Source organism: Martelella sp. (assembly GCF_984369615.1).
Map to the genome: position 1 here is coordinate 1 of NZ_CFHTCS010000062.1, position 16,469 is coordinate 16,469.

At 63.8% G+C, this 16,469-nt stretch carries 16 protein-coding genes; 9 read left to right on the forward strand and 7 right to left on the reverse strand.

Annotated elements, in window-relative coordinates:
• Nucleotides 1-535 precede the first annotated feature (535 nt).
• Nucleotides 536-1,264, forward strand: coding sequence for an SIMPL domain-containing protein (locus AC5DC2_RS07560; RefSeq protein WP_491698070.1), 729 nt, complete (start codon nucleotides 536-538; stop codon nucleotides 1,262-1,264).
• Between the two features lie 237 nt (nucleotides 1,265-1,501).
• Here AC5DC2_RS07560 and AC5DC2_RS07565 read toward each other — a convergent pair whose 3' ends face one another.
• From AC5DC2_RS07565 to AC5DC2_RS07590, 6 genes are all read right to left on the reverse strand, one after another.
• On the reverse strand, nucleotides 1,502-2,527 hold the full coding sequence (locus AC5DC2_RS07565) for a LacI family DNA-binding transcriptional regulator (RefSeq protein WP_491698071.1): 1,026 nt from the start codon (nucleotides 2,525-2,527) through the stop codon (nucleotides 1,502-1,504).
• A 21-nt stretch (nucleotides 2,528-2,548) separates the two neighbouring features.
• Nucleotides 2,549-3,838, reverse strand: coding sequence for a sulfatase family protein (locus AC5DC2_RS07570; RefSeq protein WP_491698072.1), 1,290 nt, complete (start codon nucleotides 3,836-3,838; stop codon nucleotides 2,549-2,551).
• Nucleotides 3,839-3,848: 10 nt separating this feature from the next.
• Nucleotides 3,849-4,682 carry a carbohydrate ABC transporter permease gene (locus AC5DC2_RS07575; RefSeq protein WP_491698073.1) on the reverse strand — a complete coding sequence of 278 codons (834 nt, stop codon included), beginning with the start codon at nucleotides 4,680-4,682 and terminating at the stop codon, nucleotides 3,849-3,851.
• 7 nt (nucleotides 4,683-4,689) lie between these two features.
• Complete coding sequence (locus AC5DC2_RS07580) at nucleotides 4,690-5,568, reverse strand: carbohydrate ABC transporter permease (protein ID WP_024708740.1); 879 nt, start codon at nucleotides 5,566-5,568, stop codon at nucleotides 4,690-4,692.
• A 64-nt stretch (nucleotides 5,569-5,632) separates the two neighbouring features.
• On the reverse strand, nucleotides 5,633-6,877 hold the full coding sequence (locus AC5DC2_RS07585) for an ABC transporter substrate-binding protein (protein WP_491698074.1): 1,245 nt from the start codon (nucleotides 6,875-6,877) through the stop codon (nucleotides 5,633-5,635).
• A 71-nt stretch (nucleotides 6,878-6,948) separates the two neighbouring features.
• Entirely contained in the window at nucleotides 6,949-8,007 is a 1,059-nt protein-coding gene (locus AC5DC2_RS07590; protein WP_024708738.1) for an ABC transporter ATP-binding protein, read from the reverse strand.
• A 120-nt stretch (nucleotides 8,008-8,127) separates the two neighbouring features.
• On the opposite strand from AC5DC2_RS07590, the gene AC5DC2_RS07595 reads away from it, so the two are divergent.
• The 8 genes from AC5DC2_RS07595 to AC5DC2_RS07630 all read left to right on the forward strand — a co-directional run bounded on the left by AC5DC2_RS07595 (nucleotide 8,128) and on the right by AC5DC2_RS07630 (nucleotide 15,656).
• The gene (locus tag AC5DC2_RS07595) at nucleotides 8,128-8,295 is read left to right on the forward strand and encodes a hypothetical protein (protein WP_491698075.1); all 168 of its coding nucleotides are present in this window, start codon (nucleotides 8,128-8,130) and stop codon (nucleotides 8,293-8,295) included.
• Between the two features lie 118 nt (nucleotides 8,296-8,413).
• Nucleotides 8,414-8,899, forward strand: a complete 486-nt coding sequence (locus AC5DC2_RS07600) for a TRAP transporter small permease (RefSeq protein ID WP_491698076.1) — start codon at nucleotides 8,414-8,416, stop codon at nucleotides 8,897-8,899.
• Entirely contained in the window at nucleotides 8,896-10,197 is a 1,302-nt protein-coding gene (locus tag AC5DC2_RS07605; protein ID WP_061449922.1) for a TRAP transporter large permease, read from the forward strand. Before AC5DC2_RS07600 ends, AC5DC2_RS07605 begins: the two co-directional genes overlap by 4 nt.
• Nucleotides 10,198-10,226: 29 nt before the next feature.
• Entirely contained in the window at nucleotides 10,227-11,231 is a 1,005-nt protein-coding gene (locus AC5DC2_RS07610; protein WP_491698077.1) for a TRAP transporter substrate-binding protein, read from the forward strand.
• A 112-nt stretch (nucleotides 11,232-11,343) separates the two neighbouring features.
• The gene (locus AC5DC2_RS07615) at nucleotides 11,344-12,324 is read left to right on the forward strand and encodes a VOC family protein (RefSeq protein WP_491698078.1); all 981 of its coding nucleotides are present in this window, start codon (nucleotides 11,344-11,346) and stop codon (nucleotides 12,322-12,324) included.
• Between the two features lie 2 nt (nucleotides 12,325-12,326).
• Nucleotides 12,327-13,838 (forward strand): bifunctional 3-(3-hydroxy-phenyl)propionate/3-hydroxycinnamic acid hydroxylase MhpA, encoded by a 1,512-nt coding sequence (gene mhpA / locus AC5DC2_RS07620; RefSeq protein ID WP_491698079.1) that lies wholly within the window; start codon nucleotides 12,327-12,329, stop codon nucleotides 13,836-13,838.
• Between the two features lie 3 nt (nucleotides 13,839-13,841).
• Complete coding sequence (locus AC5DC2_RS07625) at nucleotides 13,842-14,684, forward strand: fumarylacetoacetate hydrolase family protein (protein ID WP_491698080.1); 843 nt, start codon at nucleotides 13,842-13,844, stop codon at nucleotides 14,682-14,684.
• 171 nt (nucleotides 14,685-14,855) lie between these two features.
• Nucleotides 14,856-15,656, forward strand: coding sequence for a DNA-binding transcriptional regulator (locus AC5DC2_RS07630; protein WP_491698081.1), 801 nt, complete (start codon nucleotides 14,856-14,858; stop codon nucleotides 15,654-15,656).
• Here the strand turns inward: AC5DC2_RS07630 and AC5DC2_RS07635 are convergent.
• Nucleotides 15,637-16,200 carry a carboxymuconolactone decarboxylase family protein gene (locus AC5DC2_RS07635; RefSeq protein ID WP_491698082.1) on the reverse strand — a complete coding sequence of 188 codons (564 nt, stop codon included), beginning with the start codon at nucleotides 16,198-16,200 and terminating at the stop codon, nucleotides 15,637-15,639. The two genes, AC5DC2_RS07630 and AC5DC2_RS07635, sit on opposite strands and share 20 nt — an antisense overlap.
• Nucleotides 16,201-16,469: the final 269 nt, after the last annotated feature.

The following is a 16,469-nucleotide window of genomic DNA, read 5'->3' on the forward strand; positions in this document are numbered from 1 at the left end:
AACCCCCAACCAAGCGGTTATGAGCCGCCGGCTCTAACCATTGAGCTACAGGCCCGTCCGGACGTCAGACGGTTTGTCCGGCGCCGCGCCGGCAATGGCTCCCGGCGCGGTTCTTCCGACTACCCCAAATTCGAAACCACGGCAAGTCTCGCCGCGGTCGTGCCTGCGATCCCGCCGAGGCTTGCCGACGGGGCGCTCCGCCAACAGGAAGGCCGCACGTTTCCGCGCCGGCGAGAAGGCTGCGGCGCGCGCGTCGCCCGCTTGCCGCCGCCAGTCGTCAAGGCCCCATGCCGGCGGCAAACACCGGCCTCTGAAAAGGGCATTTCTACCCACCCAAGGCGCGGCGGCGGCGCGATGCGATGGTCATCGACCGCCTTCGAAAAAGGTTGTCCGTTGCCGCAGGCAATCCTTGCTGCTACGCAAGGCGGACCGAGGCAGTCTGCTATCCGGCGCGTGGGCGTCCGTTTTGCCGCATTGGCTTCACAATTACCGGACAAGACTGCGCTCACGGCTTTTTTTCAAGGAGGGATTTCCCATGGCCAATCTTCCGGTTCGCATCGCAGCCGCCGGGCTTGTTCTCGCGCTTCCGTTCGCAGGCGGCGCTGCGCTTGCCCAATCTCCGGAAAATCCGGCGACGATCTCGATCTCGGCCGAGGGTGACGCGACGCTGGTGCCGGACATGGCGACTGTCTCGCTTTCCGTCATCAGCCAGGCGGACGACACGTCAACCGCCATGGCCGACAATGCGAGCGCCATGCAGAAGGTGATCGCAGCCCTGAAGGAGGACGGTATCGCGGAAAGGGATATCCAGACCGCAAACTTCTCCGTCAGCCCGCGCTACGAGCAGGTCAAGGCCCCCGACGGCTCGACGCAAAGCGAGATCGTCGGCTACGAGGTGCGCAACGGGCTGAACGTGAGGGTGCGCGACCTTGCAAAACTCGGGGCGGTGCTCGATCGCGCGGTCGCTCTCGGCGTCAATTCGGGCGGCGGAATCGCCCTTTCCAACAGCGATCCGTCCGCGGCCGAGGACGAGGCGCGGCGCGAGGCCGTCGCCAGGGCGCTCGCCAAGGCGGAGACGCTTGCCGAGGCCGCCGGCGTCTCGCTCGGCAATGTGCTGTCGATTTCGGAGCAAAGCTCCATGCCGCAGCCGATGATGTTCGCCCGGTCCGATATGATGATGGCGAAGGCCGAAGGCGCGCCGCCGATCGCCGCCGGCGAGAACACCTACACGATCACCGTCAACATGACGCTGGCGATCGAGTAGGTTTTTGAGCGTTTCCAGGAAAAGCGGAAGCGCGCTATGCGCGCGCCCGGCCTCTCGGGCGTCGCGCGCCTCGACGCCGGCCAGAACTGATCGCCTTCTCGTCCCGGAAGGCGGATGAGCCGTTCGCATCGCCGCTTTTCCAAGCGGCCGCCGGGCGTGAATCCGACGGATGGACAGGATCTTCGACAAAGGCTTCAGCGGAACCACAGCTTCAGGCCGGCCGGCCGGGCCGAAAAATCATGGTTTGCGCGTGCTGCCGCGCTCAATGATGGTGGGCAGAATCTCCACGTGTTTCGCAGCCTTGCGACCGCCATGCCTCTCCATCAGCAGGTCGACCGCGGTCTCTCCGATGACGCCGGCTTCCAGACGCAGGGTGGAGAGCTTGGGCGCGAGCATATGGGCGATCGAACTGTCGTTGAAGGCAACAACCTGGACATCCCGGGGGATCGACAGTTCCGCCTTTTCAAGTCCGCGGTAGACCTCCACCGCCGTGCGGTCCGCATAGACCACCACGGCGTCCGGCAGCGGCTTGCCCCTATCCGCAAGGCCTGAAAACAAGGCGCGTATCTGGTCCTGCCCGTTGTCGGAGGAGTCTTTCGCATAGGCAACATAGTCCGGGTCAAATAGGCCTGCCTCTGTCATCACCGACCGGAACGCGGCCAGCCGTCGCGACTGGGCGCCCTGAACGCCGACAAGGGCCGGCAGCCTGACGCCGCGCGTCAAAAGCCATTCGCAAAGTCGGGTGGATGCGCTCCACAGGTCGACATAGGCGACGTCGACATCGACGGGTTTTTCCTGCGGATGGGCAAGGACGATCGGGACGCCGAGCGCGCGGATCGCCTCCAGATGGCCGTCGGGAAGATCGCCGACCGAGATGATACCCACATTGCGGCTGCGGGTGATCATCGCCGGATCAAACTCGCCGGCAAAGAGCCTTGTCGTCGCCATGCCATAGGCTTCCGCGCGCGCTTCGATGCCCTGGCGCAGGCCGACATAGAAGGGCTGGGAGAGTTCGGAGGCGCTGGAAAGAAAGTGCACGATCATCACCGACCGGAGGTCGCCGGGGCGGCGCAGCGCGATTGAGGCGTCTTCCTTTCGGCTGCCGCGTGACCGTCGCATCACATATTGCAGCGCCTCGGCCGTCTCGACCACGCGGCGACGCTTTTCATCGGAGATCGAAAGGGTCGGATCGCGGTTGAGAATACGCGAGATGGTTGATTCCGCGACCCCGGTCCGCTTGGCGATCTCCTTCAGCGTTACCATGCACCCGTCCCTTTCTGCCCGTCAGTTTGCCGGGACGATCTCCGCGGGCGCTTCGCCGGCCGCGATGATACGGGCGGCAAGCCGTTTTGCCAGTTCGTCCCGAACCTCAGCGTAGTCGGGCGCGGCGACGAGATTGTCAAGTTCGGCCGGGTCGCGCTCCAGATCGTAGAGGTGCGTTTCCACATAGCGCCGGCTGGCGCTGTCGCTCCAGCCGTCGGCGTCAGGATCGGCGACGCAGTATTTCCATCGGCCGGCCCTGAGCGCGCGCCCGACCTGGCTTTCGCTGATCTGGATGAACACCTCGTCCTCAGGCCGGTCGGTCGGCCTGAGGAGCGACCGCCCTTCCATCGCGGCCGGTACGGCGATGCCGGCGGCATCGAGCAAGGTCGGCGGCAGGTCGATCAGCGAGGCGGCACGGGTGATATCCCCCTTGCCGTCGAGCCCGGGACCGGCCAGCAGCGTCGGCACCCTGATCGAGGCTTCGTGACAGGAGCGCTTGTATTCGGCGTTGCGGGTCTTGAAATGGCAGCCGTGATCGGAGGTGAACAGGATGATGGTATTGTCGAGTTCGCCGCGCGAGATCAGGGCGTCGAGAATGCGGCCGAAGGCTTCGTCGAGCCGCGCGACCATGCCCATATAGCCGTGATAGTGTTCCCGCGTCGTGCCGCCCAGCGTCTCGAGATCGGAAGGGTAGGACGTGATCCGCCGGGCGATCCGATCCGCGTAGCCCACCGGCGCCGGGTAGTTGTCGTCCTGGTTCTGATGGTGCGGCTCCAGGAAGGAGAGGAACAGGAAGAAGGGTTTGTCGCGCTCCCGGTCGATATAGCGAATTGCCGCATCGCTCAGCGCATCGACCCGGTAGCCCGGCAGACGGTGACGCTCGCCTTCGCGATCGAAGAGATCGGTTTGATAGGGCCAGGAGGTGAACTCCAGGATATTGGCTGCAAGCCAGTCGTCATAGCCGCCCTGCTGGCTCTGGGGCACGGGGTCGGTCTCCGCCAGATGCCATTTGCCGATATAGCCGGTTTCGTAGCCGGCCTCGCCGAAATAGTGCGCAAGCGTCTTTTCGCCGGGGGGCAGCGGTATGTCATTGCGATAGCAACCGGTCGTGGTCGGGTATTTGCCCGTCTGGAAGGCGGAGCGGGCGGGTCCGCAGACCGGCTGGCAGGTAAAGGAGTTGCGGATGAAGCGTCCCTTTTCGGCCATCCGGTCGAAATTGGGGGTCAGATCCAGAGGGTTGCCATGGGCGCCGACCGTGTCCCAGCGTTGCTGGTCCGTGAAGAAGACCAGTACATTCGGGCGTTTCGTCATGACCTCTCCCTCACTTCATGCCGGAGAGCATGACGCTCTGCACGAAATAGCGCTGCATGATGACGAAGAGCAGAAAGCAGGGCAGGAACAGAAGCATGCCGCCCACGGCTGTGAGATTCCATTGGGTAAAGAATTCCTGGTTGAAAAGGGTAAGCCCGGTGGTGATCGGACGCATGCTCTCGGATGAGACGGCCACCAGCGGCCAGATGAACTCATTGAACTGAAAGACGAAGGTGAGGAGCGCCAGCGTCGCGATCGCGGGTTTGAGCTGCGGAAGGACGATATCGATGAAAATCCTGAACTCGCTCGCCCCGTCGAGCCGGGCGGCCGCCACCAGGTCGTCCGGGATCGGCATGATGAACTGGCGCATCAGGAAAATGCCGAAAGCGCTCATGGCAAAGGGCAGGATCAGGCCCGGATAGGTGTTGAGAAGGCCCATTTCTGCCGTCATCACGTAAAGCGGGATGAGCCTGATGAAGAACGGGATCATCAGCGTCGCCAGCAGCGAAACGAACATGAACCGCTTTCCCGGAAACTCCATCTTGGCAAAGACGTAGCCGATCAGCGGATCGAACAGCACATGCAGCAGCGTGATCGTTCCGGCCACGATCAGGGAGTTGAGCATGAAGCGCGCGAAAGGCGCCTTTTCCCAGATCGTCACGTAGTTCGAAAACTGCAGGCTCTCGGGAATGACGACCACCTGGCCGGAGAACATCTCCGCGTCGCTCTGTAGCGAAAGCGAAACCATATAGAGGAACGGCAAAACCGCCATCAGGACGAAGAAGGCCAGAAGCGGGTAGATCAGCAGTTTCGATACTGTTTTGTGATTGTCCTTGCGGGCCATGTCGTCCTCATACGTGCCTTATGTCGCGGTGAAGCAGCTTGAACTGGGCCCATGTGATCAACAGGATCAGCATGAACATGGCGAAGGAGAGGGCAGAGGCATAGCCGATGTTGAGCCCCTGGAAGGCGGTCTCGTAGACATGCAGCGAATAGAGCCGCGTGGCGTTTGCCGGTCCGCCCTGGGTCATCAGATAGGGCAGCGCCATTTCCTGGAGCGACGCGATCATGATGACCACGGCGAGAAACAGCGTGGTCGGCATCAGCAGCGGCAGGGTGATGTCGCGGAACAGATGGTGGCGCCTGGCGCCGTCCATGCGTGCGGCCTCGTAGAGATGGGCGGGAATGCCCTGGATGGCGGCAATATAGATCAGCACCGCATAGCCGAGATCCTTCCAGACGGAGACCGCGATCAGCGTCCAGATCGCCGTATCGGGATTGACCAGCCAGAATTGCTGCGGAAGACCGACGCTTGCGAGCGCCGCATTGAGCAGTCCGGTATAGGGATCGAGGATCGCCCGCCACATCAGCGCCGAGATCACGAAGGAGATGATGTAGGGGAAGAACAGGATTGCCCGTATGCCGTTGCGCGCCCTGACCGGGCCGACCAGAAGCGCCGAAAGCCCCAGCGCCAGAACCAGCGTGAAGACCACGCTGCCGATCGCGTAGATCAGCGTTGCCTTGATCGCCTTGATCGCCAACCTGTCATTCAGGATATGGGCGTAGTTCTTCAGCCCGACGAAGGCGGAGTCGCCGATCAGCGGCTGGCCGCTTCTGAAGCTTGCCCATAACTCGATCGCGATCGGCCAGAAGAAGTAGATCAGGAAATAGACGATGGCCGGCGACAGAAAGGCATAGGCTGTCAATGTCCGCCTGGTTTTGTAGGTCATCCCGTTATTCCCCGATAGAAAGCGGCATGCCCCGGCGCAACCGGCGACCGGGGCATGCTCCTGTTCATTCGTTGGCAAGAATCGCGTTGGCCTCATCCTCGGCCGCAGCAAGCACCTCGGCCGCCGGCTCATTGGCGAACAAGACCTCGTCAATGGCGCCGTTGAGCACTTCGTCGATGGCGGGATTGTACTTTCCGGCCTGGCGCAGCTCGAGCGTCACGTCGCGCGAATAGGGAAGGCAGGCGCCGAACTGGCCGAGAATCGGATCGGCCTGCACTTCAGGATCTTCCAGCCAGGACTTGCGCGGCATGGTCATCGAATATTGCAGCGAGGTGGCGACCTCGACATCGACGGCCGTCAGGCGCTTGATCAGGTCCCAGGCCTGTTCGGGATATTGCGCCTCCTTGGGAATCATCAGGCTGACGCCGCCCTGGATCGTTGCCTGCTCGACTTCCTTCAGCGACGGCGCAACCGCCCAGTTAAGGTCGGGATTGCCGGTGCGAATGGGGTTGATGTCCCAGGGTCCGGTGATGATCATCGCGGCGCGACCGGCGGTGAAGAGCCGTTGCGGGCCCTCGTAATCGGCCCCCGTGACGGGAACCGGGGCGGAGCGGTCCTCATGGATCAGGTCCGACAGAAACTGCACGCCCTCTGCCGCCGCCTCGCTTCCGAAGGCGATCTTGCCGGTTTCGGGATCATAATACCGGCCGCCGTTCTGCATCACCCAGGGCATGGAATAGGCCCAGACCGCATTGGGCGCGAAGCCGAAGACGCCGTTCCTGGTGGTCGCCTTCGCGATCTCCCGGAACTCTTCCCAGTTCGTCGGCGGATTGTCGTAGCCCGCTTCCTTGAGCATATCGACATTATAGAGCAGGGTCGCGCAGGTCAGGTGGATCTGGACGCCGTAGAGCGAGCCGTCGACCGTATTCTTCCTGACCGAGGCGTCCTGCCAGTCGCCGGGATAGTCGAATTCCGCCCTGTCACGCGCTGCAAGATCGTCGAGGTTGTAGAGCAGGCCCTGCTGGGCGAATTCCGGCACCCAGGCGCCGGGTTCTGCAACGAGGTCGGGCGGATTGCCGGCGGCGAAATCGGCCACCAGCTTGGTGCGCAGGTCCGGCCACTGGTAACGTTCGAAGGCGACGGTCCAGCCGGGATTGTCGGCCTCGAATTCCTCGAAGACTTCAAGATAGGTGTCATAGCCGTGGCCAGCATTGAAATAGATGCGGATTTCCTCGGCATGCGCCGCACCGGCCATGATGCCGGACGCAATCAGCGTTGCGGCGCTGCCCTTGAGTATCGATTTCAGCATTATGTCCTCCCGTGCTGAAAGTTAAAGCGTTTCCAGGAAAAGTGGATACCGGTTTTCCGTCCGGAAACGCGCTAACGGAGCCTTCTCTCCGTTTTCTGGTCGAAGAAGAATGCCCGCTCCGTGGGGATGGCGAGCGCGACGCTGTCTCCGGCCGCCATCTTCCTGTGGCCCTGAAGATCGACGCAGAGCTCGGTTCCGTCCGCAAGCGTCGCATAGCCGTAGGTGACGCCGCCCAGATGTTCGACGGCGCGCAGACGGACCTCCATTCCGCCGGCGCCGAGCCGAAGGTGTTCGGGCCTGATGCCGAGCGGGCCGCGCCACGCGGCCGGGACGAAATCCGGCCGGGGCAAGGGCGGGCAATCAATCCCGGTCAGGCGGATGCCGTCGGCCTCGGCCTCTGCCTTCAGAATGTTCATAGACGGCGATCCGATGAAGCGCGCGACAAACAGGTTTTCGGGGTTGTCGTAAAGGTCGAGCGGCGAGCCGACCTGCTCGATCCGCCCGGAGCGCAGCACCACGATACGGTCGGCGAGCGTCATCGCCTCGACCTGATCATGGGTGACATAGACCATGGTGACCCCGAGCGAACGATGAAGGTCGGCAAGCTCGAGGCGCATGCGCGTGCGGAGTTCTGCATCGAGATTGGAAAGCGGTTCGTCGAAGAGAAACACCTTCGGATCGCGCACGATCGCCCGCCCGATTGCCACGCGCTGTCGCTGGCCGCCGGAAAGTTCGGATGGCTTGCGCTCCAGCAGATCCTCAAGACCAAGGGTGCGGGCGGCGCGCTCGACCGTTGCCTTGATCTCTTCCTTCGGCTTTTTCGCGATCTTGAGCGCGTAGCCCATGTTCTGGCGCACGGTCATGTGCGGGTAGAGCGCATAGTTCTGGAAGACCATCGCCGCGCCGCGCTCTCCCGGGTGGCGTCGGCTGACCTCTTCGCCGCCGATCAGGATCTCGCCTGCGCTCGCATCCTCAAGGCCCGCGATCGTTCTGAGTAATGTGGATTTGCCGCAACCGGATGGTCCGACGAATATGCAGAATTCGCCGTCCTCAATCGTGAGGTCGATGGCGGGAATGGCCTCGAAAGCCCCGTAGGATTTGCGTAATCGGCGGAGTTCGATCCCGGCCATTCTGTCTCCTCCCTCGCCGCCGGCGGTCCCTCCACGAACTGTCCGGCGTGCGTTAGTAAGCTTTAGTAAAGTTTTACCAGACGAAAGTCAAGCATGCTTCGAGCCCGTGCGCGATCGCGAATGATTGTGCCGGACATGGAAGAAACGGCGCCCGAGCCGATCAAGGTCCTGCCGGTCGCACGGCGGAAGACGTTCGGTGGTCGCGGCGCATTGATCTGGCTCAAGCAATGCGTCCGCCTGGCGGACAGTTTGATGCTGCGCCTCCCTTTTTCGGGTTCTTGCTTCTAGAAGCTTAAACGGAGGAAGCAGTGCATCGACCGGGAGGAAGTATGCAGCATAATGAACACGAAGCGCGCACTGTCATGCGGGGCCGACAGTGTCCCTGTGCCGGCGGAAGGCAGATCTGATGGCCGAAAGACGCAAGACAATCGTGTCGACGGTTCTTCTGGCCGTTGCGGCCGGGTGTTTTCTCGTCGGCGCAGGCGTCACGGTCACCGATGTCGCCATGCGCGCGCTTCTCGGACGCAACGTTCCGGCGGCGATCGAGCTCACCTCCTATTCGATCGGGCTGGGCGCGCTGTTGTCGATCCCGGTCTGCTACGCGACGCGCACCCATGTCTCGGCAAAGCTGATGTCGGAACTGATGCCCGGCCGCCTGTCGCGGCCGCTCGGCCTTCTCGGCGCGGCAGCCTCCGCGGTCTTCGCCGCGCTGCTGCTCTGGATCGTTGCCGCCAATGCGCTGTCCAAGATCGGGTCGCCGGAAACGACGCCGGATCTGCGGCTGCCGATGCCGCTGCTTCTTATCATCGTCACCGCCGCGCTGGCGGCGGCCGCGGTTGCGGCTCTGGTCGGGCTCTGGCTTGAGTTCAAAGGCAGGGGGACAGGCGAATGAGCGGGCTTTTCCTCGGCGGCGCCGGCTTTGCCGCCGCCATCCTGATGATCTTTCTCGAAATTCCGGTCGCCGTGGCGCTCGGCCTCGTCGGCATCACCGGCACGGCGCTGATCATCGGCGTTTCCGGCATGGTCGCCATGGGGGCGACGACGGTCTGGGACAGCGTCACCAACTACACGCTTACCATGCTGCCGCTGTTCGTGCTGATGGGCAACCTTGCCGCCCGCAGCGGGCTGTCTTCAAGCCTCTACCGCTCGATGGCCGTTCTGATCGGCCACCGGCGCGGCGGGCTGGCGCTCGCCACCATCGGCGCGTCCGCGGGTTTCGGCATGATTTCGGGCTCCTCGCTCGCCACCACCGCCACCATGGGTCGCATTGCCTTGCCGGAAATGCGCGCGGCCGGCTACACGCCCTCGCTTTCGGCCGGATCGGTTGCCGCCGGCGGCACCCTCGGCATTCTCATTCCGCCATCGACGGTGCTGGTCATCTACGCCTTCATCGCCGAACAGTCGATCCGCTCGCTGCTGCTCGCGACCGCCGGTCCGATCGTTCTTGCCGTTCTGCTCTACTGCCTGGCGATCTGGCTGCCGATCGCCTTCGGCTGGTCGAAAGCGCCGAAGCGCGACAAGGCCGGCACAGCCGAACGTCTGGCGGCGATCCGCGAACTCGTTCCGCCGACGGCAATCTTCGGGCTGATCATGGGCGGGCTTTATACGGGCATCTTCACCGCCAATGAAACGGCCGCCGTCGGCGCGGCGGTGGTGCTCGCCTACGGGCTCCTCTCCAGGCGGTTGACGGCGTCCGGCTTCTTTGCCGCCGCCACGGATACCGCGCTCACCTGCGGCGCTCTCTATCTGGTGCTGATCGCCGCCAACCTGTTCAATTTCTTTCTGGCCCTTTCCGGTCTGCCCTTCTCGCTCACCGGCCTTTTCTCCGGCATCACCGGCGAGCCGATCCTGGTGATCCTGCTGATGCTGGCGATCTATCTGGTGCTCGGCACGCTGATGGACAGCCTCGCCATGCTGCTTTTGACCGTGCCGCTGTTCGTGCCGATCGCGAGCAGCGCCGGCATCGACCTCGTCTGGTTCGGCATCTTCGCGGTCATGGTTGTCGAAATGGGGCTGATCACGCCGCCGGTCGGCATGAATCTTTTCGTCCTGAAAACCACCAATCGCGAGATTTCGATGGTGGAACTCTGGCGCGGGGTTACCCCCTTCGTCCTGGCCGATCTCGTCCGCGTGTCGGTGATCATCGCGATCCCGGCCATCGTCACCTGGCTTCCGAGCCACGCATTCTAGTTTCACGAACTGTCATCACGGGAGGAAGAATGATGTTCAGACTTTTGTTAAAGGCCGCCGCTCTGGCGCTGGTTCTCGGGGCGCCGCTTGCGGCGCAGGCCCGGGAAATGCGGGTCTCCTCGCACGAGCCGCCGCAGGGCTTCTATTCCGCGCAGATCCTGCAGCCCTGGATCGATGCGGTCAATGCGAAGCTTTCGAAGGGCAACGCCTTCAAGCTCTATCCGGGCGCCATTCTCGGCGCGCCGCCAGCCCAGGCCGAACTGGTGAAGGCCGGCGTCGCCGATGTCGCGCTGGTGGTGCCGACCTATACGCCGGGCCTGTTTCCGATGTCGGGCGTCGTCGAGGTGCCCGGCCTTGCCCGAAGCTCCGAGCAGGGCACGCACATTCTGAGCGCGCTGACCGAAGACGGCGCGCTTGACGGGGAATATGCCGACTACAAGGTCATCGCGCTCTTCACCACGCCCGGCTACCGCCTGTTCATGACCGGCAATGGCGTGACGACGCCGGACCAGATGGCGGGACTGAAGCTGCGCACGCCCTCGCAGTTCGGCTCGACGCTCTACGAAATGCTCGGGGCCTCGGGCGTCTCCATCCCGGCGCCGCAAGTCTATGAGAATCTCGAGCGCGGCGTGGTCTCCGGCGCCGCCTGGGTGATGGATGCCTACAAGACCTTCCGCCTCGACGAGGTGGCGCCATCGATCACGACGCTGAAATTCACCGCCCAGCCGATGGCGATCCTGATGAACAAAAGGACCTATGAGGCCCTGCCCGAGGCCGACCGCGCCGTGATCGACGCGATGTCGGGAACGAGCCAAGCGGCAAAGATCGCAGCCACCGTCGATGCCGCCGACGCCGCGATCGAGGCCGACTACCGCGCTGCCGGCAAGGTTGACTTCGTCGCGCTGACGGAAGCCGACATGGCCCTCTGGAACGACGCGCTTTCGGGCGCTGCCGACAGGTGGATCGGCGAGCAGAGCGACCCCGAGGCGGCGAAAGCCGTGCTCGAAACGGCCCGCAAGGCTTCGGCCGAATAACGCTGCGGCGATCCGCGTCCGCCCTGCGGACGGACGCGGATTGGTCCTGAAAAGAGCCGGAACCTGCGGCTATGCTCGGGCCTCAATATTCAATTTCTGAGGGAGAAAGACCATGGCAATCAATGCGCTGGGCTATCTCGGCGTGCGCTCCGACCGACTCGACGAGTGGTCCGACTTCGCCGGAAAACTGCTCGGCATGCAGAAGATCGATCGCGGCGGCAAGGCGATGGCCTTCCGCATGGATGATCGGGTGCAGCGCCTCCTCGTTTCCGACGAGCCTGGAGAAACGCTCGCCTTCCTCGGCTTTGAAGTCGAAGACCGCGACGACCTCGAAGCTTATGCGGCGAGGCTCGACCGAGCCGGCGTGAAGGTGGCGCGGGGGTCTCGCGAACTCGCCGACCGCCGCTTCGTCGGCGATCTCATCCACTTTGCCGATCCGGGCGGCAATCGCGTCGAACTGTTTCATGCGCCGATGATCGCAAGCGACCCCTTCGTGCCCGGCCGCCCGATCGACGGGTTCATGACCGGGCCGCTCGGCATGGGCCATGCGGTGCTGCATGTGGCCGACATCGCGGTGATGATGCCGTTTTACCGCGACCTTCTCGATTTCCACGTCTCCGATTACGGGCTTGAGCCCTATGGCCTCTATTTCTTCCATCTGAACGAGCGCCACCACTCCTTCGCCATGGTCGGTTCCGGAAGGCTCGGCTTCCATCATTTTATGGTCGAGTTCCAGAATCTCGACGATGTCGGTCAGGGTTACGACCTTGCCGGGCTCGAGGAAGGTCGGCTCGCCTACACGCTTGGCCGCCACACCAATGACTACATGACCTCCTTCTACGCCAACTCGCCGTCGGGCTTCTTCGTCGAGAACGGCTGGGGCGGGCGGCTGATCGACCCGAAAACCTGGGAGCCGCACGAGACCCATGACGGGCCGAGCTTCTGGGGACATGAGCGGCTTTACCTGACCGAAGAGGGCGGCCGCAAACGGCTGCGCGACATGCGGCTCGACGCGGCCGCCAGGGGCCGGCGCGCGCCGCCGGTGGCCGATTGCCCCTGGCTTTTCGGTGAACTTGCCAAACGAAAGGGCTGAATATGGACTATTCCGACGCCACCCATTTTGACGTCGCCATTGTCGGCTACGGCCCGGCGGGCGCGACGCTCGCTCATCTTCTCGCCCAGTGCGGGCTGAAGGTCCTGGTGCTGGAGCGCGAGACGGCGGCCTATCACCTGCCGCGCGCGGTGCATTTCGACGCCGAGGTGATGCGCGTCTTCCAGTGGATCGGCATCGCCGAGGCGATCGAGCCGCTGACGGCAATGCATCCCGGCATGCGCTTTGTCGATGGCAACGGCAAACTGCTGCTCGACTGGCCGCGCCCGCAGGGCATTGGGCCGCAGGGCTGGCGGGCGAATTACCGCTTTCATCAGCCGGACCTCGAAAAGCTGCTGCGCGATCGCCTTTCCGGATATCAGAACGTGACCGTGCGCACCCGCGCCGATGTCTTTTACATCGAAGATCGCGGCGACCATGTCGAAATGAGGTTCGAGGACATGAGCCGCGGCAAGGTGGAGCACGTGACGGCCGGTTATGTCGTCGGCTGCGACGGCGCCCGCTCGATCGTGCGCCGTTATATCGAGACCGGCATGGAGGATTACGGTTTTCACGAGCGCTGGCTGGTGGTCGACGTGATCCTCAACCAAGACAAGCCCGAACTCGGCGATCATTCGATCCAGTATTGCGTGCCCGAGCGCCCGGCGACCTATGTGCGCGGACCCGGCCTCAGGCGGCGCTGGGAGCTGACCGTGCTCGACGACGAGGACAGCGTCGCCATCACCCGGCCGGAAAAGGTCTGGGAGATCCTCGCGCCATGGCTGAAGGCGGAGGAGGCCGAACTCGAACGCGCCGCCGTCTATGTCTTCCATTCCTTGGTGGCCGAGGACTGGCGCAAGGGCCGGCTTTTTCTCGCCGGCGATGCCTGCCACCAGACGCCGCCCTTCATGGGACAGGGCATGTGCGCCGGCACCCGCGACGTCGCCAATCTCTACTGGAAACTGGCGCTGGTCTGTCAGGGCAAGGTTGGCGGAGCGGCGTCCGAACGGCTGCTCGACAGCTATGAGAGCGAGCGCAAGCCGAATGCCCGCGAATATATCAAGACCGCGGTGCGTCTCGGCGGGTTGATCAATACCTGCGGCACGAAAGAGGCGCTGGAGGCCGCCCTTCCCGCAGCCGACGGTTCCGCGCGGATGGAGAGCATCGCCCCGCCGCTCGGCCCCGGCCTTGGGCGCGGCGAGAAAGCCGGCCGCCTCTTCGGCCAGCCGCGTCTCAATGACGGACGGCTGATGGATGAGGCGATGCGCCACCGCTTCGTCGTCGTCGCGGAGGCCGACCTCGTCGAAGGGCTCGCCCTTCCCGAAAGCGTCTGTCTCGTCACCACGAAAACATCGCCGGATGCGGGCGAACACCTCGCCCGCCTCGGCACCCGCGCTGCCGTCATCCGCCCCGATCGCCACACGCTCGGCGCGGCCGACAGCCGGGCCGAACTCGAAGCGCTATTGGCGCTCGTCCTTCCCAACCCCTCTGAAACGCCTCACCCGGAAATGGTCTGACACATGAAACTCTGCTCTTATCTGATCAACGGAAACGCAAGCTACGGTCTCGTCACCGACAAGGGGATCGTCGATCTCGCCCGCCGCCTGCCGGAAAAATCGCTGCGCGCCTTTCTTGCCGCCGGCGATCCGACCCGCGCCGAAGCCTTTCTTGAGGGGCCGGCCGACTTCGCCTTCGACGCGGTCGAACATCTGCCGGTCATTCCCGATCCCGACAAGATCATCTGCGTCGGCCTCAATTATCATGCCCATGTTGAGGAGACCGGACGGCAGGAAACCGTCAATCCCGTGCTTTTCGCCCGCTATGCCGGCAGCCAGATCGGCCATGGCCAGCCGCTGATCCGCCCGAAGGAGAGCGTCGAGTTCGACTATGAAGGCGAACTCGCGGTGATCATCGGAAAGGAGGGGCGTCGGATCCCGGAGACCGAAGCGCTGTCCCATGTCGCCGGCTATGCCTGCTACAATGACGGCTCGGTGCGCGACTGGCAGAAGCACACGCATCAGTTCATGCCGGGCAAGACCTTCGCCGGAACCGGCGGCTTCGGTCCCTTCATGGTAACCGCCGACGAAATTCCGGACCCGACGAAACTCTACCTCCAGACCCGGCTCAACGGCCAGGTCGTTCAGGACACGGATGTTTCGCTGCTGATTACGTCGATCCCGAAGCTGATCGCCTATTGCTCGACCATCCTCCCGCTCCTGCCCGGTGACGTCATCGTCTCCGGCACGCCGGGCGGCGTCGGCGCGCGGCGTACGCCGCCGCTCTTCATGCGCGACGGCGATGTCTGCGAGGTCGAGATCTCCGGCATCGGCACGCTCACCAATCCGGTGCGCGACGAAGTCTGAGGCGCTGCGGCGGCCGGTTGAAGAGGCAAGGAGGTCGATCGGCACCAAACGATCTCCCCCTCAAAGGGGGAGATTGTGGGCGGCCAGCGCCGTGGAACAAATCGTCTTCTGAACCAAGTGGCAGGGCAGAAACCACTTCAACACCCATTGCCCGCATGCCATATCTTCACAATGGATGACCCGATGCCGAAACGGCCGCGCAGGAATGAAGGCGTGCGCGCACTGACGCGCGGACTGGCGATCCTGCGCTTTATCAATGCCAGGGGCGCCGCGCGGGTGGGCGAGATCGCCCGCGCGCTCGACATTCCGCGTCCGACCGTCTACCGCCTGCTCGAAACGCTGGAGGAGGCCGGCTATGTGGCGTTGTCGCCGAGTTCGAGCCTTGTCAGGGTGACGCGGCTTGCCGCGAGCCTTGGCGATGGCTATGCCGCGACCTCGGAACTCTGCCAGGTCTCCGGTCCGGTTTTCGCCGAATACGCCGCGCGGCTTGTCTGGCCGCTCGATCTTTCGGTTCATGACCATTTTTCCATGGTGATCCAGGAAACGACGCATAACCGCTCGCCGCTTTCCATCGACCGCGCCATGACCGGCTATCGCATGCCGATGCTGCGCACCTCCGCCGGCCGGGCCTATCTCGCCTTCTGCCCGGACGAGGAGCGTCGCCATATCCTCGAACATCTGACCCGCCTCGGCGATCCGGCGGACCAGCCTTTTCTTGCGCCGGTGTTTCTCGATCGCATGCTGGCGGAAACGCGGGCGCGCGGCATCGCCATCCGCGACGGCGGCGAGTTCCGGCCGCAAACCGCCTCGCTCGCCGTGCCCATCCTGAGTGGCGAAGGTATTACTGGCTGCGTCTCGATGATCTGGATCCGTTCGGCGATGACGACGGAAAAGGCGCTTGAGACAGGCGCGGCGCCGCTTGCCGAAATCGCGGCGCGGATCGCCGCGGCCCTCAATGGCGCGCCGGACTGACCGGTGATTCTCCCGTCCCGGCAAACACATCGGCGATGCCGGAATCGAGCGGGGTGCCATAGGTCATCACGATATAGCCGAGCACGGAGTAAAAGCCGACCGTTGCCATCAGGTCGAACACGGCGGACCGCCCGAACGCTTCGGCAAGCGCTGTCTCGACCGCGGGCGAAAGACGATGCGCGTCAATCAGCATATCGACGGCGCGGGCGAGCAGCCCGTCCTCGCCTTCCGGCACGGCGCGAAGGGCCGCGATGCGTTGTGCTGAAAAGCCGAGCTTTGTTGCCCGATCAACATGGTGGTTCCACTCATAGGCTGCGCCGAGGCGGAAGGCGACGCGGAGGATCACCACTTCCGAGCGCTCTTGCCCGAGCGCGCTTTCCTTCACCACATGCTGGCGCAGGGGCGCCCAGGCGCTGAGCAGGTCCGGATGATGCGCCATGGTGCGATAGACGTTCAGCGTGCCGGCGAAACCGTCCTTCATGTCGGCGATCACCGCCGGCCAGTCACGGTCCTCAAGCGGCGGCAGGATCGTTTTCTCGGTCATGGCGAACGGCTCCGTTTGATGGCGCTGAGGCTGGGACGCGGCAACAATCGCTCTTTGCGCGCGGGAAAGACAGGTCCAAATGCGCTCTGTCCGTTCGGCGGACATGTTGTCCCGGCTTTGCCGCCCGCGCCTCGTCGACGCGGTGATGCAGGGCAGGCTGCCGATTTTCGCCCGGAGAACCCGTATCCACTTTTCCCGGAACCGCTCTATTGCCGAAGCTGCCGCTGAATGCGGCGGGCGCGCTTCTTGATCGCGTGAACGACCCGGTC